General features: G+C 72.0%; 27 protein-coding genes. 20 read left to right on the forward strand and 7 right to left on the reverse strand.

The window, feature by feature from the left end:
• Window positions 1–109 precede the first annotated feature (109 nt).
• From ABD346_RS05620 to ABD346_RS05635, 5 genes are all read left to right on the forward strand, one after another.
• The gene (locus ABD346_RS05620; protein WP_344372282.1) at window positions 110–859 is read left to right on the forward strand and encodes an LmeA family phospholipid-binding protein; all 750 of its coding nucleotides are present in this window, start codon (window positions 110–112) and stop codon (window positions 857–859) included.
• Between the two features lie 813 nt (window positions 860–1,672).
• The gene (locus tag ABD346_RS38600) at window positions 1,673–1,753 is read left to right on the forward strand and encodes an Ms5788A family Cys-rich leader peptide (RefSeq protein WP_350751515.1); all 81 of its coding nucleotides are present in this window, start codon (window positions 1,673–1,675) and stop codon (window positions 1,751–1,753) included.
• 146 nt (window positions 1,754–1,899) lie between these two features.
• A complete protein-coding gene (locus ABD346_RS05625; RefSeq protein ID WP_189965024.1) occupies window positions 1,900–2,745 on the forward strand; it encodes a sulfurtransferase in 846 nt (281 codons plus the stop codon).
• Window positions 2,746–2,789: 44 nt separating this feature from the next.
• Window positions 2,790–3,077 carry a DUF1416 domain-containing protein gene (locus ABD346_RS05630; protein ID WP_030362227.1) on the forward strand — a complete coding sequence of 96 codons (288 nt, stop codon included), beginning with the start codon at window positions 2,790–2,792 and terminating at the stop codon, window positions 3,075–3,077.
• Between the two features lie 159 nt (window positions 3,078–3,236).
• Window positions 3,237–3,494, forward strand: coding sequence for a DUF3099 domain-containing protein (locus ABD346_RS05635; RefSeq protein WP_344372291.1), 258 nt, complete (start codon window positions 3,237–3,239; stop codon window positions 3,492–3,494).
• A 23-nt stretch (window positions 3,495–3,517) separates the two neighbouring features.
• Here the strand turns inward: ABD346_RS05635 and ABD346_RS05640 are convergent, their stop codons facing one another.
• Window positions 3,518–3,886: a DsrE family protein gene (locus ABD346_RS05640; RefSeq protein WP_344372293.1), complete on the reverse strand. Its 369-nt coding sequence runs from the start codon at window positions 3,884–3,886 to the stop codon at window positions 3,518–3,520.
• A gap of 175 nt (window positions 3,887–4,061) precedes the next feature.
• Here ABD346_RS05640 and ABD346_RS05645 point away from each other — a divergent pair, with 175 nt between their 5' ends.
• From ABD346_RS05645 to ygfZ, 6 genes are all read left to right on the forward strand, one after another.
• Entirely contained in the window at window positions 4,062–4,895 is an 834-nt protein-coding gene (locus tag ABD346_RS05645) for a hypothetical protein (protein WP_344372296.1), read from the forward strand.
• Window positions 4,895–5,677 (forward strand): hypothetical protein, encoded by a 783-nt coding sequence (locus ABD346_RS05650; protein WP_344372298.1) that lies wholly within the window; start codon window positions 4,895–4,897, stop codon window positions 5,675–5,677. Before ABD346_RS05645 ends, ABD346_RS05650 begins: the two co-directional genes overlap by 1 nt.
• Complete coding sequence (locus tag ABD346_RS05655; protein WP_344372301.1) at window positions 5,674–6,570, forward strand: hypothetical protein; 897 nt, start codon at window positions 5,674–5,676, stop codon at window positions 6,568–6,570. Before ABD346_RS05650 ends, ABD346_RS05655 begins: the two co-directional genes overlap by 4 nt.
• A 253-nt stretch (window positions 6,571–6,823) precedes the next feature.
• A complete protein-coding gene (locus tag ABD346_RS05660; RefSeq protein WP_053729003.1) occupies window positions 6,824–7,396 on the forward strand; it encodes a heme-binding beta-barrel domain-containing protein in 573 nt (190 codons plus the stop codon).
• Between the two features lie 64 nt (window positions 7,397–7,460).
• A complete protein-coding gene (locus ABD346_RS05665) occupies window positions 7,461–7,898 on the forward strand; it encodes a Fur family transcriptional regulator (protein WP_344372304.1) in 438 nt (145 codons plus the stop codon).
• Window positions 7,899–7,908: 10 nt separating this feature from the next.
• On the forward strand, window positions 7,909–8,874 hold the full coding sequence (gene ygfZ, locus ABD346_RS05670; protein ID WP_344372307.1) for a CAF17-like 4Fe-4S cluster assembly/insertion protein YgfZ: 966 nt from the start codon (window positions 7,909–7,911) through the stop codon (window positions 8,872–8,874).
• 18 nt (window positions 8,875–8,892) lie between these two features.
• Here the strand turns inward: ygfZ and dtd are convergent, their stop codons facing one another.
• Window positions 8,893–9,318 carry a D-aminoacyl-tRNA deacylase gene (dtd, locus tag ABD346_RS05675; protein WP_344372309.1) on the reverse strand — a complete coding sequence of 142 codons (426 nt, stop codon included), beginning with the start codon at window positions 9,316–9,318 and terminating at the stop codon, window positions 8,893–8,895.
• Between the two features lie 168 nt (window positions 9,319–9,486).
• On the opposite strand from dtd, the gene ABD346_RS05680 reads away from it, so the two are divergent.
• The 3 genes from ABD346_RS05680 (at window position 9,487) to ABD346_RS05690 (ending at window position 12,386) form a co-directional block, all read left to right on the forward strand.
• Entirely contained in the window at window positions 9,487–10,080 is a 594-nt protein-coding gene (locus ABD346_RS05680) for an RsiG family protein (RefSeq protein WP_344372312.1), read from the forward strand.
• A gap of 61 nt (window positions 10,081–10,141) precedes the next feature.
• Window positions 10,142–11,101, forward strand: coding sequence for an asparaginase (locus ABD346_RS05685; protein ID WP_344372315.1), 960 nt, complete (start codon window positions 10,142–10,144; stop codon window positions 11,099–11,101).
• Window positions 11,102–11,126: 25 nt separating this feature from the next.
• Window positions 11,127–12,386 carry a GNAT family N-acetyltransferase gene (locus tag ABD346_RS05690; protein ID WP_344372317.1) on the forward strand — a complete coding sequence of 420 codons (1,260 nt, stop codon included), beginning with the start codon at window positions 11,127–11,129 and terminating at the stop codon, window positions 12,384–12,386.
• Window positions 12,387–12,461: 75 nt separating this feature from the next.
• Here ABD346_RS05690 and ABD346_RS05695 read toward each other — a convergent pair whose 3' ends face one another.
• Window positions 12,462–13,433, reverse strand: coding sequence for a zinc-binding dehydrogenase (locus ABD346_RS05695; protein ID WP_344372320.1), 972 nt, complete (start codon window positions 13,431–13,433; stop codon window positions 12,462–12,464).
• A 167-nt stretch (window positions 13,434–13,600) separates the two neighbouring features.
• Between ABD346_RS05695 and ABD346_RS05700 the strand changes: the two genes are divergently transcribed.
• The gene (locus ABD346_RS05700) at window positions 13,601–14,215 is read left to right on the forward strand and encodes a TetR/AcrR family transcriptional regulator (protein WP_344372323.1); all 615 of its coding nucleotides are present in this window, start codon (window positions 13,601–13,603) and stop codon (window positions 14,213–14,215) included.
• A gap of 97 nt (window positions 14,216–14,312) precedes the next feature.
• On the forward strand, window positions 14,313–15,053 hold the full coding sequence (locus ABD346_RS05705; RefSeq protein ID WP_344372326.1) for a class I SAM-dependent DNA methyltransferase: 741 nt from the start codon (window positions 14,313–14,315) through the stop codon (window positions 15,051–15,053).
• A 139-nt stretch (window positions 15,054–15,192) separates the two neighbouring features.
• On the opposite strand, the gene ABD346_RS05710 is transcribed toward ABD346_RS05705, so the two are convergent.
• A complete protein-coding gene (locus ABD346_RS05710; protein WP_344372328.1) occupies window positions 15,193–16,644 on the reverse strand; it encodes an FAD-dependent monooxygenase in 1,452 nt (483 codons plus the stop codon).
• Between the two features lie 115 nt (window positions 16,645–16,759).
• Here ABD346_RS05710 and ABD346_RS05715 point away from each other — a divergent pair, with 115 nt between their 5' ends.
• From ABD346_RS05715 to ABD346_RS05730, 4 genes are all read left to right on the forward strand, one after another.
• On the forward strand, window positions 16,760–17,743 hold the full coding sequence (locus tag ABD346_RS05715; RefSeq protein WP_344372331.1) for an Lrp/AsnC family transcriptional regulator: 984 nt from the start codon (window positions 16,760–16,762) through the stop codon (window positions 17,741–17,743).
• A 214-nt stretch (window positions 17,744–17,957) separates the two neighbouring features.
• Complete coding sequence (locus ABD346_RS05720; RefSeq protein ID WP_344372334.1) at window positions 17,958–18,374, forward strand: helix-turn-helix domain-containing protein; 417 nt, start codon at window positions 17,958–17,960, stop codon at window positions 18,372–18,374.
• A 22-nt stretch (window positions 18,375–18,396) separates the two neighbouring features.
• Complete coding sequence (locus ABD346_RS05725) at window positions 18,397–18,999, forward strand: hypothetical protein (protein ID WP_344372337.1); 603 nt, start codon at window positions 18,397–18,399, stop codon at window positions 18,997–18,999.
• Between the two features lie 148 nt (window positions 19,000–19,147).
• On the forward strand, window positions 19,148–19,492 hold the full coding sequence (locus tag ABD346_RS05730; protein WP_344372340.1) for a DUF2516 family protein: 345 nt from the start codon (window positions 19,148–19,150) through the stop codon (window positions 19,490–19,492).
• A 19-nt stretch (window positions 19,493–19,511) separates the two neighbouring features.
• Here the strand turns inward: ABD346_RS05730 and ABD346_RS05735 are convergent, their stop codons facing one another.
• The 3 genes from ABD346_RS05735 to ABD346_RS05745 all read right to left on the reverse strand — a co-directional run bounded on the left by ABD346_RS05735 (window position 19,512) and on the right by ABD346_RS05745 (window position 23,271).
• Window positions 19,512–20,753: a PP2C family protein-serine/threonine phosphatase gene (locus ABD346_RS05735; protein WP_344372343.1), complete on the reverse strand. Its 1,242-nt coding sequence runs from the start codon at window positions 20,751–20,753 to the stop codon at window positions 19,512–19,514.
• A gap of 308 nt (window positions 20,754–21,061) precedes the next feature.
• Complete coding sequence (locus ABD346_RS05740; RefSeq protein WP_344372345.1) at window positions 21,062–22,120, reverse strand: C40 family peptidase; 1,059 nt, start codon at window positions 22,118–22,120, stop codon at window positions 21,062–21,064.
• Window positions 22,121–22,476: 356 nt separating this feature from the next.
• Window positions 22,477–23,271: a class I SAM-dependent methyltransferase gene (locus ABD346_RS05745; RefSeq protein ID WP_344372348.1), complete on the reverse strand. Its 795-nt coding sequence runs from the start codon at window positions 23,269–23,271 to the stop codon at window positions 22,477–22,479.
• Between the last annotated feature and the right edge of the window lie 189 nt (window positions 23,272–23,460).

The following is a 23,460-nucleotide window of genomic DNA, read 5'->3' on the forward strand; positions in this document are numbered from 1 at the left end:
GCGATCGTCGTTCCGGAGGATTGATCACAAACAGGAGGATCGATCACCCGGAGTTTCTGATCAAAGGGTCGATGGCCGGCTGATGGCCGACTGGTGGGGGACGTAGGCAATGCGCGCACTGCGAATACTTTTGATCATCGCGATCGTTCTCGGCGGCATATTCGTCGCGGCGGACCGCATCGCGGTGAACATCGCCGAGTCCAAGACGGCCGACAAGATCAAGAGCAGCCAGCGGCTCAGCTCGACCCCTGACGTCGACATCAAGGGCTTCCCCTTCCTGACCCAGGTGCTCGGCAAGGAGCTCGACGAGGTCGACGTCTCGCTGTCCGGGGTCACCGCCACGGCGGGGGGCCACTCGGTCAACGTCACCGAGGTCACGGCCGAGCTGTACGCGGTGAAGATCGACAGCTCGTTCTCGTCGGCGGTGGCGGGGCGGGCCGACGGGGCGGCGCAGATCTCGTACGCCGACCTGTCGAAGGCCGCGCCCAAGGGGGCGACCGTCGGGTACGCGGGGGCGGAGCGGGCGGCGAAGGGCCAGGTCAAGGTGACCGGCCCGCTCACGGATCTCCTGGAGGGGCAGGGTGTTGTACTGCCCGCCTCCGTCAAGGCGCTGCTCCAGGGGCGGACGGTGTCGGCGTACAGCACGGTGAGCCTGAACGGGTCGGGGTCGGTGCAGCTCCGGGCGGAGTCGTTGCCGAAGCTGCCGGTGCCGGGGTTCGACCAGCGGCTGCGCAAGGCGGTCGACTACGACCTGAAGATCGACGGGATGCCGTCGAGCATCAAGCTGAACAAGGTGACGGCGACGGAGTCGGGCCTCCGCTTCTCGGGCGAGGGCACGGACGTCCGCCTGGCGGGGTGACAGCGGCCCTGCCCCACCCGGGGCGACTTCGCGGCGCCCTTGCCTGGGGCTCCGCCCCAGCCCCGGGGTGCTTTCCCACCCGCCCGCCCGTGACGGGGGTGGAGAGGGCTGAGCCCTGGGGCTGCGCCCCAGACCCCCTGCGGGGGCTGCGCCCCCTGCACCCCTTTCGGGGGCTCCGCCCCCGGACCCCCGTTCGCGCCTGAAGGGCGCTCGTCCTCAAACTCCCCAAGGCCCCAAGGCCCCAAGGCCCCAAGGGCCAGGAGGGGCCCCATGACAGGCTGAAATGCCCCGACGCGGGCCAGCACCAACCCTGCCAGGGGCGCGGGGAACTGCGCGACCAGCCACAGACCGGCCGAAGGGGAATCCGCCCGCCCCCGGAGGGTCTAGGGAAGGGGCGGGGTGGGGTGGGGCAAACGGGGTCCGGGGCGGAGCCCCAGGGCACCCTCCCCGCCTAGCCAGAGGCGCGGGGAACTGCGCGATCAGCCACGCACGGTCCGCGGCCAACCGGGCGGAGCACGAAAGGGGCGGTGGGGGCGCAGCCCCCAGGGGCCGGGCCGTCCAACCCGTTGCACGGGTGGGTGGGTGGGACAACCGCCGGGGGGTTGGGGCACAGCCCCCGCAGCCCCCCCGGGATGCCCCCGCTCGCATCGTGAGACATCCCTGTCCGTAGGGCAGAAACCGTCCCCGCGGGCCACCACCCCGGAGGGGGCCGGGGTGTCCCGCACCCCCTCTCGTATCAGTATGCGGATGATCGAGTCTCAGCATGCGACACACCGGTGACACGCCCCGGTTTGCCTCCCTACGATCGGACGCATGAAGCGACAGGCGGACCTCACGAAGCGGCGGGCAGTAGACCTGTGCCGCGTCGCCGCCATGCTCTGTCGCCCCTTCTGAGCGGGACGCTCAACTCCCGCATTCCCCAAGCCCTTTGAGCTGATCAGGGCAACCCCGCGCCACCCCGTGCCGCACTGCGCGCGCCCCCGGACGCGTACCCGCACACCTGCACCGCCCCCCGCAGACTGCCCCGGAGGAGAAACAACATGAGCCGCAGCGACGTCCTGGTAGACGCCGACTGGGTCGAGGCCCACATCGAGGACCCGAAGGTCGCCATCGTCGAGGTCGACGAGGACACCTCGGCGTACGAGAAGAACCACATCAAGAACGCGATCCGGATCGACTGGACCAAGGACCTCCAGGACCCGGTCCGCCGCGACTTCATCGACCAGGAAGGGTTCGAGGCCCTCCTCTCGGCCAAGGGGATCGCCAACGACACCACCGTCGTCCTCTACGGCGGCAACAACAACTGGTTCGCCTCGTACGCCTTCTGGTACTTCAAGCTCTACGGCCACCAGGACGTCAAGCTCCTCGACGGCGGCCGCAAGAAGTGGGAGCTCGACTCCCGCGACCTCGTGGACGGCGACCAGATCCCCAGCCGCCCGGCCACGCAGTACAAGGCCAAGCCGCAGGACGCCTCGATCCGCGCGTTCCGCGACGACGTCGTGAACGCGATCGGCACCAAGAACCTCGTCGACGTGCGCTCGCCCGACGAGTTCTCCGGCAAGCTGCTCGCCCCGGCCCACCTCCCGCAGGAGCAGTCGCAGCGCCCGGGCCACGTCCCGTCCGCCCGCAACATCCCGTGGTCGAAGAACGCCAACGACGACGGCACCTTCAAGTCGGACGACGAGCTCAAGGCCCTCTACGAGGCCGAGCAGGTCGACCTCGCCAAGGACACCATCGCCTACTGCCGCATCGGCGAGCGCTCCGCCCTGACCTGGTTCGTGCTGCACGAGCTGCTCGGCCAGACCAACGTCAAGAACTACGACGGCTCGTGGACCGAGTACGGCTCCCTCGTCGGCGTGCCGATCGAGCTCGGCGCCAACAAGTAACCCCCTCCGGAACCTCCCTTCCGTAAACCCCTCAGGAGACCCCCATGTGTGGAGCGAAGGCCGGCGGGCCCGATGCCTCGACGATCAAGCCCGGTGAGACCACCATCCAGGGCCAGGTGACCCGCGACGGCGAGCCCGTCACCGGTTACGTGCGCCTGCTCGACTCGACCGGCGAGTTCACCGCCGAGGTCCCGACCTCGGCCACCGGACAGTTCCGCTTCTACGCGGCCGAGGGCACGTGGACCGTGCGCGCCCTGGTGCCGGGCGGCAGCGCGGACCGTACGGTCGTCGCCCAGACCGGTGGCCTCGCCGAGGTCGCCATCGCCGTCTGACCGACGGCACACCGCAGTACCGGCCGGAGGGCCGCACCCCGGGGGTTGGACGCCTTGGAATGGGGTGCGGCCCTCCGCGCCGTTCGCCTGTACGCCCAAGAGCGCGGTCGGTCGGCCCGTGCCGTTTCGAGTCCGGCTCCGCGGTCGTACGCTGGATTCATGTTGGCCCGGCGCCGGCGCGGCTATTTCTGGATGATGGGCGGCTGCATCCTGCTCTTCGTGTCCGCCTGGGGTTTCGTGCGCCTGTGGTCGGTTCCGGTGGCGGTGGGCATGTGCGTCGTCGCCATGGTCATCCCGCCGATCGCCGCCATGGTCGCCAACCGGCGCGGCCCCGACGACCGCTGGTGGGACGACCCCTCCGGCGACCCGAAGTCCGACGAGTGGTGGGACGAGCTGGACGGCAAGAAGCGCCGGTGACGCATCTGCCGGGCCGGCACCGCCTAGTACACGAGCGCCTGCACGCCGTCCGCCATGATCTCCTGGACGAAGACCTGCGCACCCGCGATCCGTACGCCCTCCAGGACGTCCTTCTCCGTGATGTCCCGGCGCGTCGCGCACTGCGTGCACAAGGTGATCTGCCCGCCCCCGCCCTGGATCGACTCGATGAGGTCGGGCAGCGGCGCGGCATGGGGGAGTGAGAACTCCGCGGCCCGGCCCGGCAGGGCGAACCAGGACGATTCGCCCGTCAGCCAGAGCGAGACCTCCACCCCGCTGGCCGCCGCCACCGCCGCGACGGTGAAGGCCTGGGAGCACCGCTCGGGCGCCTCGGCGCCGGCGGTCACCTTGATCACGAGCTTGTTGTTCGGCATATGCCGAACTGTAATCCGCGGCACCACAACCTCCCCCCGCGGTTGTGGGTCTGCTGTGTGCCGCAGAGAACGGAATCTGCGCTTCGAGGGCGCCCTGCCGGCAGCGAAATGCCTGCCAGGGCCCGTCGAGCCTTTGGGGACGGTCACGTCCTGTGCAAGTCCTGTGGGGGGACACATGAGTTCCGCTGAAGAGCCGTCCGGTACGAGTTCCGGTACGAGTTCCGCCGAAGAGCCACCTGGTACGAGTGCCTCCGAAGAGCCACCCGGTACGTCCGGGCCCGTGCGGCCCCGCCGCCCCCGGGGCCGCACCGCGTTGATCGTCGCGGGCGCGGCCGCGCTCGGGGTCCTCGCGGGGACCGTCACCGGGTACGCCGTCCAGTACCAGCGCCAGCCCACCCCGCTGGGCCCGCTCGCGCAGCAGGGCCTCGCGGAGTCGAAGACCGCGCCTGCGGACAAGAACACGACGGCCCGCACCGTCTCGGCCAACCGCTGGGACGAGAAGTCCGACGGCGACCTGCGCCGCCTCCTCGTCGCGAAGCCGGACGCCGCGAAGTCCGGGGAGCAGCCCGCCTGGCAGGACCTGCTGCTCTCCTCGGCGGACTACGAGCAGCCCGACGGGGCGTTCCGGCAGTTCCTGCGCGACGGATTCCGGCGCAGCGCGACGACGTCCTGGTCCCAGGACGGCAAGGTGTACGTCACCGTCATGCTGACCCAGTTCCGCGACGACACCGCGGTCGTGTCCAAGGACTACGCCCGGCAGCAGCAGGAGTACATGCCGGACGAGGACTACGCCGGGAACTACGGCAAGCCGATCCCGGGCAGCGACAACGGGCACACCTACGTCTTCGACAAGCCGGTCACCAAGGCCGGCTACGAGCCGCTCTACGAGGGCCGCGCCCTGGCCTGGCGCAACGGCGTCTTCATGGAGATCCAGTACGAGAACAACTCGGGCCCCGTCTCGGAGTCGGCCCTCCAGGCCCTGGCCAAGCAGCAGTTGGAGCGACTGTGATGACGAACGACGTCCACGACGAGCCCTCTCAGGCCGCCGAGGCCGCGGCCGAGGCGCCCGCCCCGGCCCGCCGCCCCCGCCGTCTCCTGCCCCTCGTATCCGGCGCCGCCGCGCTCCTCGTCGTGGCCGGGGGCGGGGTCTGGGCCGTGGGGGCGCTTCAGGACGCGCCCCGCACTGCCCCGACCGTCGTCTGGGCAGAGCCGAGCGGCGCCGCGACGGCCACGCCCGAGGCCGCGCCCCGCGCCGGGCTCGGCGGCAGGCTGCTTCCGCTGCCGCCCGGCTATGAACTCGGCCCGGACATAGGCGAGTTCGGCAACGACTCGGTCCTCGGGGCCGCGCAGGCCGTCGCCATGCTGAAGGAGGGCGGCCGCGGTCTGCCGGCCGGCGAGCGGGAGAGGAACGACAAGGCCGTCGACACGCTGAAGGTCCAGGGTGTCGCCCTGCGGAGCTACACCGACAGCCACTTCGTCACCGAGATGCGGCTCTCGCAGATGCGGAACACCGCGGCGATCAAGGACCTGAACGCCTTCCAGAGCGAGTTCGCGCACGCGCTCAAGGCGTTCCGTGCGGGCCCGAAGATCGACGGGCACGCCAATGCGGTGTGCTTCCTGCTGCCCAAGGCCGACAAGCTCAAGCTCGACGCGATGTTCTGCAACGCGTACGAGGGCGACGTCATGGTCAGCACGTACACCTACGCGGCCGCCCCGCTGGACACCGGCGCCGCGGCCGGGCTGCTGCGCAAGCAGCTCGACCTCATCAAGTCCCCCGGGGAGTCCGTGTGAGCGACCTGACCGACCAGAACCCGGCCGAGGCCCCGCCGCAGCCCACGGAGCCTGCACCCGCCGCGGCCCCGCCGCGGCCGACCGAGCCCCCGGCGCCGCTGCCCGAGGCCCCGCCCGCCCCTCCCAAGGACCGCCGGGTCCTGCGTGCCGCCCTCCGCTGGACCGCCGCCGTCGCCGTCTTCGGCGTGCTCGGTACCGGCATCGCGTACGGGATCACCGCGCAGGAGCGCACCGACGTGCCCGGGCTCTCCACCAAGAGCGACGGGCGCTGGGCCTACCCGAAGCTCGTGAAGCCGGCGCTGCCCGCCGGGGCCGCGCTGCCGTACGCCGCCGAGAACCCCGGGATGATCCACTACGCCGACCTGGAGCAGCTCCTGCTGCCCGCCCCGGCGGGATCGACGCCCGACCCGACGCTCAAGGGCGACAGGAGCCGGATCACCACCGACCGGTTCCTCCAGGAGTTCGCCGGCGACAACCGCGTACCGAGCATGCGCCAGGACCTGGCCCAGGGCGGGCTGCGCCAGATCGCGGCCCGCGGCTGGACCATGCCGGACGGCACCGCCACCCGTATCTACCTGGTGCGCTTCCACACCTCGGGGTACCAGAACGCGTTCACCACGCTGTACTTCTCCAACGCGGGCAGCGCCCCCAGGGTCCTGAAGGACATCGAGGGCGAGTCCGCGCTCGACGACGCCTACATCTCCGGCAACGGCATCCCGCACGTGCGGCACGACGTGTACGTGGAGTCGGCGCCGACCGGGCCCGTCCAGGTCCGGCACGCCTACATCGCGGCCGGTGACATCGTCGCCCTGGTCGTCCAGTCGCGGAAGGGCACGGCCGCCGCGGTCCCCTTCCACCAGACGACCGTCCTCCAGGAGCAGCTCCTGGGCTGATCCCCCCGATCCCCCGGGCGCGCCACCGGCGGCGTACCTCACAGAGAGGGCCGGCCCCCCACCCATTAGGCTGGGGGCCGGCCCTGACCGCCCCTACACCCGCTCATGCGAGGAGCCCCCCGTGCTTGAGGCTGTTTTCTCCACCCTCCTTGTCCTGGTCTGCGTCGGCGTCCTCGCCTTCGCCGGGCTGACCGTGAAGAAGCTGTACCAGGGTCAGCGCTAACCCCGACCGCAACGAAGAGATCGCAGCCTCATGATCGAGATTCCGTCCGACCTCCACCCCGACCTGGTCCCCCTGGTCTTCCTCCTCGGCACGTGGGAGGGCGTCGGCGTCACCGACTTCCCCGGCGCCGAGAAGGCGAACTTCGGGCAGTCCGTGACCTTCTCCCACGACGGCCGTGACTTCCTGGAGTACGTCTCGCACTCCTGGATCCTGGACGCCGAGGGCAACAAGGTGAAGCCGCTGGAGTCCGAGTCGGGCTACTGGCGCATCGACAAGGACCGCAAGGTCGAGGTCGTCATGGTCCGCGACCAGGGCATCGCCGAGATCTGGTACGGCGAGCTCGCCCACCAGAAGCCGCAGATCGACCTGGTCACCGACGCCGTCGCCCGCACCCCGGGCGCCACCGCGCACACCGGCGGCAAGCGCCTGTACGGCTACGTCAAGAGCGACCTGATGTGGGTCGGCGAGAAGGCCACCCCCGAGGTCGAGCTCCGCCCCTACATGTCGGCGCACCTGAAGAAGGTCGTCACGCCGGAGCAGGTCGCGGAGATGGCCCGCGGCCTCGGCGACCTCCCGGACGACGGAATCGCCTTCTTCAAGTAGGCCGTACTCAAGTAGGCCGTACTCGTCCCGTGGGTGTCGCCGGGTTCACTCCTACACTGGGAGCGTGGTGACCACCGACTGGCAGAGCGACCTCCGCAGGCGCGGGTACCGGCTGACCCCCCAGCGACAGCTCGTCCTGGAGGCCGTCGACGTACTCGAACACGCGACGCCCGACGACATCCTCACCCAGGTGCGGAAGACGGCGGGCGGCGTGAACATCTCCACCGTGTACCGGACCCTGGAGCTCCTGGAGGAGCTGGGTCTGGTCTCGCACGCCCACCTCGGCCACGGCGCTCCGACCTACCATCTGGCCGACCGCCACCACCACATCCACCTGGTGTGCCGCGACTGCACCAAGGTGATCGAGGCCGATGTGGACGTGGCCGGTGACTTCACCGGGAAGCTCAGGGACACCTTCGGCTTCGAGACGGACATGAAGCATTTCGCCATCTTCGGGCGCTGTACCGACTGTGCCAAGAAAGCGCCAAGTTCCGGGTCGTAGGCTTGTCCGTATGAAGAGCCCCCTGCTGTCCAAGGCCGGTGCCGTCCCCGCCGAAGGGCGCGACGAAGGAGTCGCGGCGCACTACGGTGACCTGTTCCGCGAGCAGCGCGCGCTCGCCGGCGGCACCGGCCTCGTCGACCTCTCGCACCGCGGTGTCATCACCGTCACCGGCGACGACCGGCTGAGCTGGCTGCACCTGCTGCTCACCCAGCACGTCAGCGAGCTGCCCGTCGGGCAGGCCACCGAGGCGCTCGTCCTCTCCGCGAACGGGCACGTCGAGCACGCCCTGTACCTCGTCGACGACGGCACGACGGTGTGGATCCACGTCGAGCCCGGCACCGAGGGCGAGCTGATCGCCTACCTGGAGTCGATGAAGTTCTTCTACCGGGTCGAAGTCGCCGACCGCACCGAGGAGTTCGCGGTCGTCCACCTGCCGGCCGGCTCCATCGCCGAGGTGCCGGACGGCGTGGTCGTACGCGAGACGGCGTACGGCCGCGATCTGTTCCTGCCGCGCGCCGACCTGGAGAAGTACGCCGCCGAGGCGGGCCCGCTCGTCGGCATCCTGGCGTACGAGGCGCTCCGCGTGGAGGCGCACCGGCCGCGGCTCGGCTTCGAGACCGACCACCGGACGATCCCGCACGAGGTGGGCTGGATCGGCTCGGCCGTCCATCTGCAGAAGGGCTGCTACCGGGGCCAGGAGACGGTCGCCCGTGTCCACAACCTGGGGAAGCCGCCGCGCCGCCTGGTCTTCCTGCACCTGGACGGCAGCGAGGTGCTGCTTCCCGGGTCCGGCACGCCGGTCAGGCTCGCGGCCGACGGGGTCGAGGGCCGTCAGCTCGGCTTCATCACGACCTCGGCCCGCCACCACGAGCTGGGCCCGATCGCGCTGGCCCTGGTCAAGCGCAACGTCCCGGTGGACGCGGAGCTGCTCGCGGGCAGCACGGCGGCGGCCCAGGAGGTCGTGGTCGAGCCGTAGGCCGCTGGAGCTGAGGTCTCAGACCTCCACCAGGACCGTGAACGGGCCGTGGTTGGTGAGGGACACCCGCATGTCCGCGCCGAAGCGGCCCGTCTCCACATGCGCGCCGAGCGCCCGCAGCTGCGCCACCACCTCGTCGACCAAGGGCTCGGCCACATCGCCGGGGGCGGCCGCGTTCCAGGTGGGGCGGCGGCCCTTGCGGGCGTCCCCGTAGAGGGTGAACTGCGAAATCACCAGCAAGGGCGCATTCACGTCCGAGCAGGACTTCTCCCCCTCAAGGATGCGAACCGACCACAGCTTGCGGGCGAGCTGCGCCGCCTTGCCCGGATTGTCCTCGTGGGTGACTCCGACCAGGACACACAGGCCCTCGCCCGTGATCTCGCCGACCGTCTCGCCGGCCACGACGACCTTCGCGCCGTCGACTCTCTGCACCACCGCTCGCATGCGCCCCAACCTATGCCACGGGTCGCTCCGATTTCCGAGCGGCTGAACGGGTGCAGTGCACCTGCACGTGCCGTACCCGGAGTGGCACGATGCGTACAGGCGGTGCTTCCCTCTGGTCCTTCGGGCCCGGGGAGACCCCATGCACCGGTCGAGGGGACGGAAAGACGCATGAGCACACCAGGCGCCGGGCAGTCGCCCGGCCCCGTATCGCTGACCCGGACCAACCCGCGTACCGCCGTGCGACCGCCCGTACAGCGGGCGGGCGGCACGCTGCCGCCCCAGCGCGACCACGACCTGGCCGCGCTCCGGCTCGCCGAGCTGCGCACCCTGCGCCGGCAGTCGCAGCGCGACGAGGCCGACCTCAGCTACGTACGGCGGCTGCTGCACGGCCGGATCGACATCCTGCGGGCCGAGCTGGCCCGGCGCACCGGGCCGCAGGCGCCGGTGGTGGAGCGGCTCGCCGAGATCCTCACGGACGCGCCGTCCTCGCACCGCGCCTCCGCCCGCCACGTCACGCTGTCCGCGCCGCGCAGCGAGGAGTACCGCATCCTCGCCGCCGAGATGGACGCCGAGGTCCAGCTGTCCGACCTCGCCGCCCGTACGGACGAGGAACTGCACACCGCGACCGGGCGCCTGATCCGCTACGAGCAGCAGGTCTCGCGGAGTCGCAAGGAGGTCCAGCGGACCGCCGACGATTGCAGTGCCGAGATCGCCCGCAGGTACCGTGATGGTGAAGCACAAGTAGACGATCTGCTCACCTGACCCGCCCTTATCGGAAGCGATCCCTCCGGGGCAGGTCACCTGCCCGGAAGGCCGCACCGCCATGACCGCCCTGACGTCCCCGATACCCCCGGTCCTCGCCGAAGTCGTACGCTCCGGATTCGTCGAGGGCCATCATCGGGGCTCGCTGGTGGTACTGGCGGCCGACGGCAGCGTCGAGTTCTCGCTCGGCGACCCGGCCGCGCCCGTCTTCCCCCGCTCGTCCAACAAGCCGATGCAGGCCGCCGCCGTGCTGCGGGCGGGCCTCGACCTGTCGGGCGAGCGCCTGGCCATCGCGGCCGCCAGCCACTCGGGCGAGAGCTTCCACCTCGATCTCGTACGCAAGATGCTGGCCGAGCACGGGCTGACCCCGGACGACCTCCAGACGCCGCCCGACCTGCCGCTCGACTCCACCGAGGCCGAGACGTACCTGGCGGCGGGCCATGTCCGCGAGCGGCTCACCATGAACTGCTCGGGCAAGCACGCGGCGATGCTCGCGGCCTGCAAACTGAACGGCTGGGACCTCGGGAGCTACCTCGACCCGGCGCACCCGCTCCAGCGCCTTGTCCACGACTCCGTCGAGGCGGCCGCGGGCGAGCAGGTCGCCTCGGTCGGCACCGACGGCTGCGGTGCGCCGCTCATGGCGATCAGCCTGACCGGCCTCGCGCGCGCCTTCCGCACCTTCGCGACGGCCCAGGCGGGCACGGTCGAGGGCCGGGTCGCCGAGGCGATGCGCGCCCACCCCGAGTACGTGGCCGGCACGCGGCGGCCCGACACCTGGCTGATGCGCGAGGTGCCCGGCACGCTGTCGAAGATGGGCGCCGAGGCCGTGCAGGCGGTGGCCCTGGCCGACGGCCGCGCCCTCGCCTTCAAGGTCGACGACGGCGCGATCCGCTCGCTCGGCCCGATCCTGGCCCGCGCGCTCCAACTCCTGGGTGTGGACGGCCCGGTGGTGGACCGGATCGGCCGCGCGCCGCTGTTCGGCGGGGCTGCCGAGGTCGGCGAAATTCGCGCGACATTCTGACCGGGAGCCGCCTAGCGTGGCCGGTATGAGCACCCCGGCTACGCCCGACATCGAGGTCCGTACCGTCGCCGAAGCGGAGTACACCGACTGGCTCAAGGCGGTCAACCGGGGCTTTCTGCGCCCGCCCGTCGTGAGCGACGAGGAGGTGCGGGGCCGGCTCGCCCACACCGATGTCGGCCGGTTGCAGGGCGCCTTCGAAGCGGGCCGGTGCGTGGCGACGTTCCGGTCCTTCGCGCAGGAGCTGACCGCGGTCGGCGGCGCCGCGCTGCCCGTGACGGCGGTCAGCGGCGTCACCGTCTCCCCCACGCACCGCAGGCGCGGGCTGCTCACCCGGATGATGGCGGCCGAGCTGTCGGCGGCCAGGGAACGCGGCGAGGTGGCCTCCACGCTGATCGCCGCCGAGTACCCGATCTACGGCCGGTACGGGTTCGGCCCGGCCACCTCGCTCACCGAGTGGGAGATCGACACGGCGCGCTCCGGTCTCGACCCGAACTGGTCGGGTCCCGCCGACGGCGGCCGCATCGACCTGGTGGACCCGGCCGAGGCGGCCAAGGTGGGCCCCGAGATCTTCGAACGGTTCCGGGCGGCGCAGCCCGGCGCGGTCGGCCGCGACCGGCGCTGGTGGGACCTGGCCACCGGCGCGGCCCGTGTCGACGGCCCCTGGACCGAGCCGTTCTTCGCGGTGTACCGCACGGCCGGAGGCGAGGCGGCCGGGATCGCCGCGTACACGGCCGACGAGCGGTGGAGCGACGCCAAGCTGCCCGAGAACACCGCGACGGTGAAGAGCCTGATCGGCCTGACGCCCGACGCGGACCGCGCCCTGTGGCACTACCTGTGCTCGATCGACTGGATCCGCACGGTGCGCACCGGCTACCGCGCCCCGGACGACCTGCTGCCGCTCTTCTTCCCGAACCCGCGCGCGGCCAGGATCGTCACCCACAGCGACTTCCTGTGGCTGCGCCCGCTCGATGTCGTACGGGTCCTGGAGGCGCGCACGTACGCGAGTGAGGGCGCGGTGGTCCTCGAGGTCGTGGACCCGGCGGGTCTGGCTTCGGGCCGCTTCCTCCTGGAGGCGGGCGGGACGGGCGCCCGCTGTCGGCCGACGACGCGTTCGGCTCAACTGACCCTGAGTGTAAGGGAGTTGGCGTCGTTGTATCTCGGCGACGAGTCGGCGACGCGGCTGCTCGCGGCCGGCCGGGTCGCTCAGGAGCGGGCGGGGGCGGCGGCGCGCGCGGACGAGCTGTTCCGCACGGCGCGCCGCCCCTGGTGCCCCGACATGTTCTGACCCGGGACGCCCCGGCGCCGGATGCCGCCGACCCCCACCCCCGTGGGAGGTCGGCGACATGTCATGACGGCGGTGTCACGGCTTGAGCAACACCTTGCCCACCAGGCGACGCCCCTCGATCGCCGTGTGCGCGTCGGCGGCGCGCTCCAGCGGGAACACCTCGCCGATCACGGACCGCAGCCGCCCGGCCGCCGCCTCTTCGAGCACCCGGTCGAGGAGCGCGGTGCGTCGCTCGGGCGTCAGCTGTACGTCGCCGATGCCGAGCAGGGTGATGCCGCGCCGCCGGGCCTCGTCCGGGTCGACGGCGGCGAAGCCGGTGCCGGAGGGGGCGCCGTGCGCGGAGAAGCGTCCGCCGTCGGCGGTCAACGGGAAGGCCAAGAGGCCGAGTTGGCCGCCGACGCCGTCCAGGACGAGATCGGCGCCGTGTTCGCCGAGCGCGGCGCGGGCTCCTTCCGGCCAGCCGGAGTCGGCCGCGTCGATGACCTGGTCGGCCCCCAACTCCCGTACCAGCGCGGTCTTTTCGGGCCCCCGGGCCACGCCCACCACCCGGGCGCCGATCGCGCGGGCGAGCTGGACGAGCAGGGTGCCCATGCCGCCGGACGCGCCGGTGATCAGTACGGTCTCGCCCGGCTTGAGCGCGGTGTTGTCGAGGAGGGCGAGGGCGGTCACCCCGTCGTGGACGAGGGAGGCCGCCTCGCGCAGGCCGACGCCGTCGGGGACGGGGGAGAGGTGGGCGGCGGGGACCGCCATGAGCTCCGCGTAGCTGTCGGCCTGACCGGCCACGGCCACCCGGCGGCCCATCCAGGCCGGGTCCACGCCGGGGCCGGTGGCGGTGACGGTGCCCGAGACGCCGCCGGCGGGCACGTAAGGGGGCTTGACGTCGAAGAACTCGCCGAAGGCTCCCGCGCGGATCTGGGTCTGCACGAAGAGGGTGTCGATGTGGTCGACGGCCACGAGAACCCCGCCCGCCCCGGCGGCCGGATCCGGCACCTCCGCGGAGGCCAGTACCTCGGGCCCGCCGAACTCCCCGACCTGTGCAACACGCATGACGATCACTGCTCCCACCCGTTGGCCGCGCCGGTGCGCGGTGCGTACGGCGAGTCTTCAACCTCAACTGGGCTTGAGGTCAAGGAGGTTCCAGCGGACCGTGTTAACGGTGCTGGAATTCCCTTAGGCTGGTCCCCGTCTTCGCCGGACCAGGAAAGGGAGTCGCGATGGAGGAGGGCGTGGAGCCGGAGCCGGGGACGCTGCGGCCGGGCGGGCGGACGGCGCGGGTGCGGGCGGCCGTACTCCGGGCGGCCGGGGACGCGCTGGCCGAGCACGGCTTCGACGGTCTCGACCTGGCCGATGTCGCGCGCCGGGCGGAGGTCGGCAAGACCACGGTCTACCGGCGCTGGGCCACGACGGCGGGCCTGGTCGCCGACCTCCTGGACGACATGGCCGAGCAGTCCTCTCCCCGTACGGACACCGGATCGCTGGACGGCGACCTGTCGGCGAACGCGCGCCTGGTCGTCAAGACGCTGACCGATCCGCGGCAGGGCGCCCTGTTCAAGGCGGTGATCGCCGCGGCCACCTGCGACCCCCGCGCGGCCCGCGCCCTGCACCGCTTCTACGCCACCCGCATCGAGGAGTGGGCCCCCTGTGTCACACAGGCCGCGGACCGAGGCGAGGTCCCGCCCGGCACGGACGCGGCGGAAGTGATCCGGGCGGTCTCGGCACCGCTGTACTACCGCTTCCTGGTGAGCGGGGGCGAGCTGGACGAGGCTGCGGCGGACCGCGCGGCGGGGGCGGCGGGGGCGGCGGCGAGGGCGGGGGCGTACGGGAGTTGAGGGCCTGACCGGGGCGGAGGCGGGCGGGGTGCCGGTCGCCTCTGGGTCAGCCCGGGTGCCGGGCCGATGTCAGAGCCGGGGCCTAGGCTCGACACCCATGACCACGCAGAGCCCCAAGACCCCGCCGACACCCATGACCACGCCGACGTCCGCGGCCCCGCAAGGGGCAGCCGTCACAGGCGAGTTGAAAGCCCCCCACCTGCAGACGACACGCACGTTCTACGACACCGTCGCGACGGAGTACGCGGAGCGCTTCCGCACCGTCCTTGAGGACAGGCCGCTGGACCGGGCGATCCTGGGCGCGTTCGCGGAACTCGTCCTCGCGGCGGGTGGCGGACCGGTCGCGGACCTGGGCAGCGGCCCGGGCCGGGTGACGGCCCATCTGCACGGGCTCGGCCTCGATGTCTCCGGGATCGACCTGGCGCCCCGGATGGTGGAGATGGCCCGCGCGGACCACCCCGGGGTGCGTTTCGAGGTGGGCTCGCTGACGGACGTGGACGCGGCGGACGGGACGCTGGCGGGCGTGCTGGCCTGGTACTCGATCATCCACACCCCGAGGGAGCGGCTGCCGGAGGTGATGGCGGAGTTCCACCGCGTACTGACCCCCGGAGGTCACCTGCTGCTCGGCTTCCAAGTGGGCGAGGAACCACTGCACTTGGCGAACCCGTTCGGCTACGAGGTGTCCCTGGACTTCAACCGCCTGTCCCCGGACCACATCGCGGCCCTCCTGAAGGAGGCGGGCTTCACGGTGACGACGCGGGCGCGGCGGGAGCCGGAGGGCACGGAGGCGGTGCCGCAGGCCTACCTCTTCGCGCGCAAGGAGCGCGAAGAGGCATAACGGGCCGGTCATCCCGGGCGTTGGCCCGCGGGAGCCGCCGCCCGGCCTCCCGCCCCCCAGCGCCACTTCCCGCCGGGCACCCGCCTGTACGCGGAGGGCTTCAGCGACGGGGAGAGCGTGGGGCTGCCCTGCCTGACGATCACGAACCGACGGGTCGGCGCGGCTCGCCGAACCAGTGGGCGAGCGCCGGTTCCGGGTCGCCCGGGCCGGCCCAGCACACGTAGCCGTCCGGCCGGACGAGCATCGGGGCGGTGTCGGCGCCCCGGCCCGCTCGGTCCACGCGGTCCGACCAGGGGGCGGCGATGCCGGCGAACGCGTCGGACGGGTCCAGCAGGATGCCGCGGCCGGACCGCAGCAGTTCGTGGACCCGGGCCGGACCGAGGTCCAGGTCCGGGGCGGGCAGGCCGACGAGCGGGTGGGTTGCGGTGCCCGGCATCGGGTAGCGGACGGTCATCCCGGACATCAGGTCGGCGAGATGGTGCTGGACGTCCGGGAGCTGGGCCATCGCCGTGAAGATCTCCCGGGCGGCCAGCACCTCCGGATCGCGGGTACCGGCCCAGTCCATCAGCAGGCTCTGCGCCCGGACATTGCGCAGTACGGCGGCCCCGGCCGGGTGCCGTTCCGCGTGATACGTGTCGAGCAGGTCCTTCGGCGCCCAGCCGTGCACGGCGGCGGCCAGCTTCCAGCCGAGGTTGAACGCGTCCTGCATCCCGGCGTTCATGCCCTGCGCGCCCAGCGGAAGGTGGACATGGGCGGCATCGCCCGCCAGGAACACCCGCCCGTGCCGGTACTGCCCGACCTGCCGCGACGCGTTGGTGATCCGGCGGGCGTAGCGAAGTTCGAGCAGGTGCACCCGCGTTCCGAACACGGTGCTCAGGCCGTCGCGGATCTCGTCCTCGGTGACCGGGGTCTCCCTCGGCAGCGACCGGCCCGGCCCGCCGAGGACCAGCCGGCGCAGCGGCCTGCCCTGCGGATCGGTGCCGAGCGGGAACAGCGCCGCCCAGTGCCCGTCCTCGCCCCAGGTGTGCGAAGTGGCCGGATCGTCCCCGCCCAGCCGCACGTCGGCGGCGACGATCGTCAACGTACCGGGCTGACCGGGGAAGGCGGCCCGCAGCAGCGACCGTACGGTGCTGTGCGCTCCGTCGGCGGCGACGAGGTAGCGGGAACGGACCGCGGTGCCGTTGGCGAAGGCCGCGGTGACCCCGTCGGGGTCCTGGGCGAGGCCGACCAGTTCGTGGTCCCTGCGGGCATGGAGGCCGTGCGCGGCGAGGTGCTGCTCGAAGAACCCCTCGATGACCACCTGCGGCACGGCCCGCCAGGGCAGGTGGTGCCGGTTGGAGTCGAACGGGAGGGGGATACCGGCGAAGTGGCCCGTGGTGACGGGGTGGTCTCCGGTGGCCAACAGGGGTTCGAGCAGGCCTCGTTGGTCGAGCGCCTCCAGGGTGCGGGACTGCACGCCGCCCGCCTTGGAGAGGCTGCTGCGCCGCGGCAGCTTGTCGACGAGGACGGCCGACACCCCCGCCGTGAGCAGCTCGTTGGCCAGCGTCATACCGGTCGGGCCGGCGCCGGCGATGAGTACATCGGTGTCCACGGACTCTCCTCAGGCTGTGTCGATCGGGACAGGGGCAACGCTCCGTCGGCCGAGCCGCCCCGGCCAGTAACAGCCCGGATTCCATGGATAGTTGACACCGTCTACCCTCGACACGGTGGAATCCGACTCCGCCCATGCCCATGCCTACGACGACCTGGACCGTCGGCTCGTGCACGCCCTGCAGATCGACGGCCGTGCTCCGTTCAGCGCCATCGCCGAGGTGCTCGGTGTGTCGGACCGCACCGTCGCCCGGCGGTATGCCCGGCTGCGGTCGGCCGGGGCGGTACGGGTGCTGGGCGGGGTCGACTCCACCGTGCTGGGGGCCGTCATGTGGTTCCTGCGGGTGCGATGTGCGCCGACCGCGTCGCTGCCGGTCGCCGAGGCGCTGGCCAGACGCCCCGACACGTCCTGGGTGAGCCTCCACTCGGGCGGCACCGAGATCACCTGCGTGGTCCGTACGGAGAGCGAGGCGGACAGCGAGGCGCTGCTGCTGGCCAAACTCCCGCGCACCCCGCGGGTGGAGGGCGTGACCGCGCACTCCGTGCTGCACGCCTTTTTCGGCGGCCCGGACAACCTGGCCGGAAAATTCGGGGCGCTGGACGCGGAGGAGGCCGAGCGGCTGCGCCCGCCTCCACTGCCGCACCGACCCGGACCGGTGCGGCTCGACGACGGCGACCGCAAGCTCCTCGCCCTGCTCGCCACCGACGGCCGGGCCGGGTTCGAGCAGCTGGCCGCGGCGACCGGCTGGTCGGCGACGACGGTCCGGCGCCGGATGACGGAGCTGCGCGCACACGGCCTGCTCTACCTGGACGTCGACGTCGACCTGCGCATGTTCGGCGTGCACGCCCGAACCCTGCTCTGGCTGTCGGTCGCCCCCGCACACCTGGAGGAGACCGGCCGGGCGCTGGCCGGCCACCCCGAGATCGCGTTCGCCGCCGCCACGACCGGCCCGACCAACCTGTACGCGAGCGTGGTCTGCGCGAACCAGCGGGCGCTGTACCGCTACCTGACCACCCGCATCGCCGCCCTCCCGGCCATCACCCACCTGGAAACGGCCCCAGTGATCAGGACCGTCAAGCAGGCGGGGAACGGGGCGTAGCGACCGGCACCCGCCACTCGGGGGCGAGACGGGCGGCGAACTCGGCGTACGACAGGCCGTCGGACATGTGCCCCTTACGCATCGCCCCCTGGTCGCTCGACCCGCCGACTTCCGCACGGGTCCGCCGGCCGAAGCGCTCGGCCGCGCCGTGGCACAGCACACTTTTGCAAGCGTCCGCTTGCAATAGTTAGCAGGGCTGGTGCACCATCGGGGTATGGCATCGCTCAACGTCGGCAATCTCGGGGAGTACCTGCGCGAGCAGCGGCGCAATGCGCAGCTCTCGTTGCGGCAGCTCGCCGATGCCGCCGGGGTGTCCAATCCGTATCTGAGTCAGATCGAGCGCGGGCTGCGCAAGCCGAGCGCGGACATTCTGCAGCAGCTCGCGAAGGCGCTGCGGATCTCCGCCGAGACGCTGTACGTGCAGGCCGGGATTCTCGACGAGCGGTCTCCAGAGGCCGCTGGGACGCGCAGCGTCATTCTCGCCGACCCCTCGCTCAGCGAGCGTCAGAAGCAGGTTCTGCTCCAGATCTACGAGTCCTTCCGCAAGGAGAACGGGCTCGACGCCGACCCGGACACCGACAGCGCCGCCGACCATCCTCACACCCCTCAAGACCCTCAAGCGAGCAACTGAGCACTGATCCGGGAGGACAGTCATGGCCATCACCGATGACCTGCGCAAGACCCTCACCGACCCCACCCCCCTCTACTTCCTCGCCGGCACGGCGGACATCGCAGGGCAGCAGGCCAAGAAGGTCCCGGCGCTGATCGAGAAGATCCAGGCCGAGGCGCCCGAGCGCATCGAGGCCGTGCGCCGCACCGACCCGAAGGCCGTGCAGGAGAAGGCCGCCACCCGGGTCAAGGAGGTCCAGGCCGCCGTCACCACCCGCGCCAACGAGTTCCTCGGCGCCCTCGACGGCGACCTCAAGAAGCTGGGCGAGAACGCCCAGGATCTCGCCCTGCGCGGCGTCGGTGTCCTCGCCGAGTACGCCGTCAAGGCGCGCGAGGGCTACGACTCGGTCGCCGAGCACGGCCAGGAGGTCGTCAAGCAGTGGCGCGGCGAGGCCGCCGACGAGATCGTCGAGATCGCCACCGCCGTCGAGCCCAAGGACGAGGCCCCGGCTCAGGGGGAGGCCCCGGCTCAGGACGAGGCCGCCTCGGCCGACTCCGACTCCGGCTCCGCCGACAAGCCCGTCGCCAAGAAGGCCGCCCCGCGCAAGGCCGCGGCCAAGAAGACCGCCGCCAAGTCCGCCGAGTAGTCGGCCCACGCGGTTCGCGGGGCGGGCACCTTCGGGGAGCCCGCCCCGTTGTCCTAGTACCTTGGCCGCGAGGCGCTCTCCACCCTCATCGGGGCGCAGCGCGTATCAGGACGCAGTACTCATCAGGACTCATTAGGCGGTGCACCGCATGTTGCTCACGGGATTCAGCCTTCTCACATCGCTGCTCTATCTCGCGATGCTCGTCATCGCCGTGGTGGCGCTGGTCTTCGCCGTCGTGGCCCGCGAGGACGCGTACCGCGCGGCGGACAAGCAGACCAAGCCGTTCTGGCTGATCATCCTCGGCATCACGGTCGTGGTGAACCTGGTCGTGCCGGTGCTGTTCCTGCAGCTCGCCGGGCTCGTCGCCTCGATCGTGTTCATGGTGGACGTACGGCCCGCGATCCGGCAGGTCTCCGGCGGTGGCCGGGGCGGCCGACGCGGCGGCGGCTCCAGCAGCGACGGTCCGTACGGGCCCTACAACGGCGGCCGGTAGCCCCGGAGGGCCCCCGCCGTCAGTCCTCCGTGCGCTTGCGTTCCAGGAGGACCACCGCCACGTCGTCCGTCAGCTCGCCGCCGTTGAGCTCGCGGGCCCGGGTCACCGCCGCTTCGAGCAGTGACTCGCCGCGCAGCCCGGACGCCAGCTGGCTGTTGATCATTTCCAGCATGCCGTCCTGGCCGAGCCGCTGGCTGCCCTCGCCCGTGCGGCCTTCGATCAGGCCGTCGGTGTACATCAACAGGCCCCATTCCCGGCCGAGTTGGACCTGCCGGCGCGGCCAGCGGGCGCGCGGCAGCAGGCCGAGCGCCGGGCCGCCGTTCTCGTACGGGAGCAGCTGGGCCCGGCCGCGGAGTGCGATCAGCGGTGAGGGGTGGCCGGCCAGGCAGAGGCCCGCGCTGCGGCCGTCCGGCGCGATGTCGACGGTGCACAGCGTCGCGAAGATCTCCTCGCTGTCGCGCTCGTGCTCCAGGACCTCCTGAAGCGTGGAGAGCAGCTCGTCCCCGCACAGGCCCGCCAGCGTCAACGCCCGCCAGGCGATGCGGAGTTCGACCCCGAGGGCCGCCGCGTCGGGGCCGTGGCCGCAGACGTCGCCGATCATCGCGTGGACGGTTCCGTCCGGCGTACGCACCGTGTCGTAGAAGTCGCCGCCCAGCAGCGCCCGGGAGCGGCCGGGGCGGTAGCGGGCCGCGAAGCGCAGGTCGGAGCCGTCGAGCAGCGGGGTCGGGAGCAGCCCGCGCTCCAGGCGGGCGTTCTCCTGGGCGTGCAGCCGCGACTTGGCCAGCTTGTACTGCGCCGTGTCCGCGCGCTTGCGCTCCACCGCGTACCGGATGGCGCGGCTGAGCAGCCTGCCGTCCAGCTCGTCCCGGAACAGGTAGTCCTGTGCGCCGACCCGGACCGCCTCCGCCGCCCGCTCCGCGTGGGTGGACGGGGTGAGGGCCAGTACGGCGTGGCGCGGGGCCAGGCGGAGCAGATGCCGCAGGGCCGCGAGCTCGTCGTCCGGGTCGCGGCCCGGCAGCGCCAGGTCCAGGAGTATGCAGTGGATGTCGTCGGTGAGCAGCCGCTCGGCCTCGGTGAGATTGCGGGCGGTGCGGATCCGGACCCGGGTGCCCGCCGCGTCGAGGAGTTCGTGCACGGTGAAGGTGCCCGCCGGGTCGTCCTCGATGACCAGCAGGTTGAGCGGGCCGTCGACGGCGCTGCCCGTCTGGGGCTCCGGGGCGGCTCGCTGGTGCGGTACGGGTACGTGCTGGGATGCGGGCATCGTCGGTTCCGGAATCCTTCCCTCCCCCCGAGGGCGCGGGGGTGCGCCGGTCGGCGCCCCACCAGCCGGGACCCTAGCGTCATCCACGGGCGTGGCGGAATGGCGTTCGGCGGTTGATCGCCCCGGGCCGGTTGGCATATGCCGCATGCCTTATTTGTCCGGGCCTCAGGAAGTTGCGGACTGCCCGTACCGCCGGTAAGCGATTGCCCGCCGGGTCCCCCCGGAACTGCCCGGCCGGACGGGCCGGGGGTGTCCGGGGGGTGCCCTGCCGGAAGAGCCGGAAGAGAAGGGCGGGCCGTACGGTGCCCCTACTTGTCGGGGCGCACGACGCCCAGGATCGGCATGGAGCCGGCCCCCGTGATCGTCACGGTCCGGCCGGGCCGGGGGGCGTGCACGATCGCGCCGTCGCCGATGTACATCCCGACATGGGTGGCGTCGGCGAAGTAGATGATGAGGTCGCCGGGGCGCATGTCCTTGATGGCGACGTGCGGCAGCTGGGCCCACTGCTCCTGCGAGGTGCGCGGTATCCCGCGCCCGGCCGCGATCCAGGCCTGTGAGGTGAGACCCGAGCAGTCGAAGGTGTCGGGGCCGGCGGCGCCCCAGACGTACCGCTTGCCGATCTGGTCGGTCGCGAACTTCACGGCCTTCTTGCCCTGCTCGCTCGCGCTGCTGTTGATCTCCTTCAGTATGCCGGTGCTCAGCCAGGCCGTCTGGGAGTCGAACTCCTTCTTCCGCTCCAGCTCGGCCAGGCGCTGCTTCTCCTGCTCCTTGAGCTGGTCCTGGAGCTTCTCGGCCGCCGCGATCTTCTCGGTGATGTCCTTCTTCGCGGCTTCCTTCTTGACCCGGTTGGCCTCCAGGTTCTTCCACTGGGCGGTGGCGTCCTTGCTGTACGCCGCCAAGTCGGCCTGCGTACGGTTCAGTTCGCCGAGCACGCCCTGGGCGGCCTGCTGGCCCTGGCGCAGCGCGTCGGCGCCGTTCAGGAACGTCTCCGGGTCACCGCTGAGCATCATCTGTGCGCCGGGCGGCAGGCCGCCGTTGCGGTACTGCATCCGCGCGGTGGCGCCCGCCTGGTCCTTCAGGCGCTTGATCTTCTCCTGGCCCTTCACGATCTCCTGGGCCAGCTGCACGATCTGCGCGGACTGCTGCTTGGTCTGCTCCTCGGCGAGGTTGTACGCGTCGGTGGCCGCGGCCGCCTGCCGGTACAGGTCGTCGATCTGCTTGCCCACTTCTTCGAGCGTCCTGGGCGGGGCGGGCGCGGTGGCCGACGGCGGCGGCACCGGGTCGGCGAACGCCGTGCCCGGCACCGCCAACGCGGTCAAGGCGCACACCAAGGCGATCGCGGCCGCCAGACGGCGTTGCTTCGGCACTATGAACTCCCCCTCCAGCCGGCCCCGGCCCCACACCGGAACACCGGACACTCCATATGTGATTTACCGTCAGTAACATCACACTGCCGCGATGCTGCCACGGCCTCCGCCAAAACGACAGAGGCGCAAGGGCACCGAACGAGGCACATCCCCCTGCGCGTTCTTCCGCGCGTTCCGCCGCGCAGTGCTCTGTGCAGTGCCCTGCGCGGTCCTCTCCGCATTCCGTCCCGTCTGACGAACAGCGGGCTCCACGCGTTCCGCCGGCCCCAGGGTTCACCCGTACGACGACGCGAACAACGCCCCGAATTGGCCCGGGCGTCACCTCGGCCGGATCGGCCGGACCGGAACGGCCGGGCTCAACTGGGCGCGAGCGCCGCCCAGTCGACCGTCACCTCGCCCTGCCGCCAGCGCCGTACGCCGTCCACGACCGGCCAGTCGGCCGACAGATCCCGTACGGACTTGATCCACCGCTGCCGCGCGCCGAGCGAGGCGTACGGGGCGGCCGCCGCCCACGCCCGGTCGAAGTCGCGCAGGAAGGCGTGCACCGGCTCACCCGGCACATTGCGGTGGATCAGCGCCTTCGGCAGCCGTTCGGCCAGGTCGGAGGGGCGCTCCAGGGAGCCGAGCCGGGTCGCGAAGGTCACCGTGCGGGGGCCCGAGCGGTCGAGCGCGACCCAGACATGGCGGCGGCCGATCTCGTCGCAGGTGCCCTCGACGAGCAGTCCCTCCGGCGCGAGCCGCGCGCACAGCCGGGCCCAGACGGCGGCCACCTCGCCCTCGTCGTACTGGCGCAGCACGTTCGCCGCGCGGATCAGCAGCGGAGGCTCGGCCAGCGGCACCTCGAAGCCGCCGTGGCGGAAGGTGAGGCCCTTGCGCTCGTACGGCTTGGCCGCGGCGACCCGGGCCGGCTCGATCTCGATGCCGACCACCGAGACGGCGGGAGCCGCGGTGCGCAGGCGCTGGAGCAGTTCCACCGCGGTCCAGGGGGCGGCCCCGTACCCGAGGTCGACGGCGACCGGAGCGGTCGCGCGGCGCAGCGCGGCACCGTGCGCGTCGGCGATCCAGCGGTCCATGCGGCGCAGCCGGTTCGGGTTGGTGGTGCCGCGCGTGACGGTGCCGACGGGGCGCTTCGCGGACGGGGGTGGAGCCATAGGACGAGGGTAGGCGGCGGTTCGGCCCGGCTGGTCCGACGGTTCGGCGCGGGCGGCACGACGGTTCCGCCCGGCTGGACCCACGGTTCCGTCCGGACGTTTCCGCAGGCCCGTGCCGATGCCGAAGGCTCCCCTCGCCGGGGCCGCCCGGCGTATCCGGCAACATTTTGGCAAAGTGGAAATGAAAGG

Origin of the sequence: Streptomyces mauvecolor, assembly GCF_039532965.1 — a bacterium.
Lineage (GTDB): Bacteria > Actinomycetota > Actinomycetes > Streptomycetales > Streptomycetaceae > Streptomyces > Streptomyces violascens.

Bases quoted from the DNA above. Each gene is read 5' to 3' on its own strand.
- ABD346_RS05620 (WP_344372282.1), top strand. From the start codon at position 110: ATGCGCGCACTGCGAATACTTTTGATCATCGCGATCGTTCTCGGCGGC.
- ABD346_RS38600 (WP_350751515.1), top strand. From the start codon at position 1,673: ATGAAGCGACAGGCGGACCTCACGAAGCGGCGGGCAGTAGACCTGTGC.
- ABD346_RS05625 (WP_189965024.1), top strand. From the start codon at position 1,900: ATGAGCCGCAGCGACGTCCTGGTAGACGCCGACTGGGTCGAGGCCCAC.
- ABD346_RS05630 (WP_030362227.1), top strand. From the start codon at position 2,790: ATGTGTGGAGCGAAGGCCGGCGGGCCCGATGCCTCGACGATCAAGCCC.
- ABD346_RS05635 (WP_344372291.1), top strand. From the start codon at position 3,237: ATGTTGGCCCGGCGCCGGCGCGGCTATTTCTGGATGATGGGCGGCTGC.
- ABD346_RS05640 (WP_344372293.1), bottom strand. From the start codon at position 3,886: ATGCCGAACAACAAGCTCGTGATCAAGGTGACCGCCGGCGCCGAGGCG.
- ABD346_RS05645 (WP_344372296.1), top strand. From the start codon at position 4,062: ATGAGTTCCGCTGAAGAGCCGTCCGGTACGAGTTCCGGTACGAGTTCC.
- ABD346_RS05650 (WP_344372298.1), top strand. From the start codon at position 4,895: ATGACGAACGACGTCCACGACGAGCCCTCTCAGGCCGCCGAGGCCGCG.
- ABD346_RS05660 (WP_053729003.1), top strand. From the start codon at position 6,824: ATGATCGAGATTCCGTCCGACCTCCACCCCGACCTGGTCCCCCTGGTC.
- ygfZ (WP_344372307.1), top strand. From the start codon at position 7,909: ATGAAGAGCCCCCTGCTGTCCAAGGCCGGTGCCGTCCCCGCCGAAGGG.
- dtd (WP_344372309.1), bottom strand. From the start codon at position 9,318: ATGCGAGCGGTGGTGCAGAGAGTCGACGGCGCGAAGGTCGTCGTGGCC.
- ABD346_RS05680 (WP_344372312.1), top strand. From the start codon at position 9,487: ATGAGCACACCAGGCGCCGGGCAGTCGCCCGGCCCCGTATCGCTGACC.
- ABD346_RS05685 (WP_344372315.1), top strand. From the start codon at position 10,142: ATGACCGCCCTGACGTCCCCGATACCCCCGGTCCTCGCCGAAGTCGTA.
- ABD346_RS05690 (WP_344372317.1), top strand. From the start codon at position 11,127: ATGAGCACCCCGGCTACGCCCGACATCGAGGTCCGTACCGTCGCCGAA.
- ABD346_RS05695 (WP_344372320.1), bottom strand. From the start codon at position 13,433: ATGCGTGTTGCACAGGTCGGGGAGTTCGGCGGGCCCGAGGTACTGGCC.
- ABD346_RS05700 (WP_344372323.1), top strand. From the start codon at position 13,601: ATGGAGGAGGGCGTGGAGCCGGAGCCGGGGACGCTGCGGCCGGGCGGG.
- ABD346_RS05705 (WP_344372326.1), top strand. From the start codon at position 14,313: ATGACCACGCAGAGCCCCAAGACCCCGCCGACACCCATGACCACGCCG.
- ABD346_RS05720 (WP_344372334.1), top strand. From the start codon at position 17,958: ATGGCATCGCTCAACGTCGGCAATCTCGGGGAGTACCTGCGCGAGCAG.
- ABD346_RS05725 (WP_344372337.1), top strand. From the start codon at position 18,397: ATGGCCATCACCGATGACCTGCGCAAGACCCTCACCGACCCCACCCCC.
- ABD346_RS05730 (WP_344372340.1), top strand. From the start codon at position 19,148: ATGTTGCTCACGGGATTCAGCCTTCTCACATCGCTGCTCTATCTCGCG.
- ABD346_RS05735 (WP_344372343.1), bottom strand. From the start codon at position 20,753: ATGCCCGCATCCCAGCACGTACCCGTACCGCACCAGCGAGCCGCCCCG.
- ABD346_RS05745 (WP_344372348.1), bottom strand. From the start codon at position 23,271: ATGGCTCCACCCCCGTCCGCGAAGCGCCCCGTCGGCACCGTCACGCGC.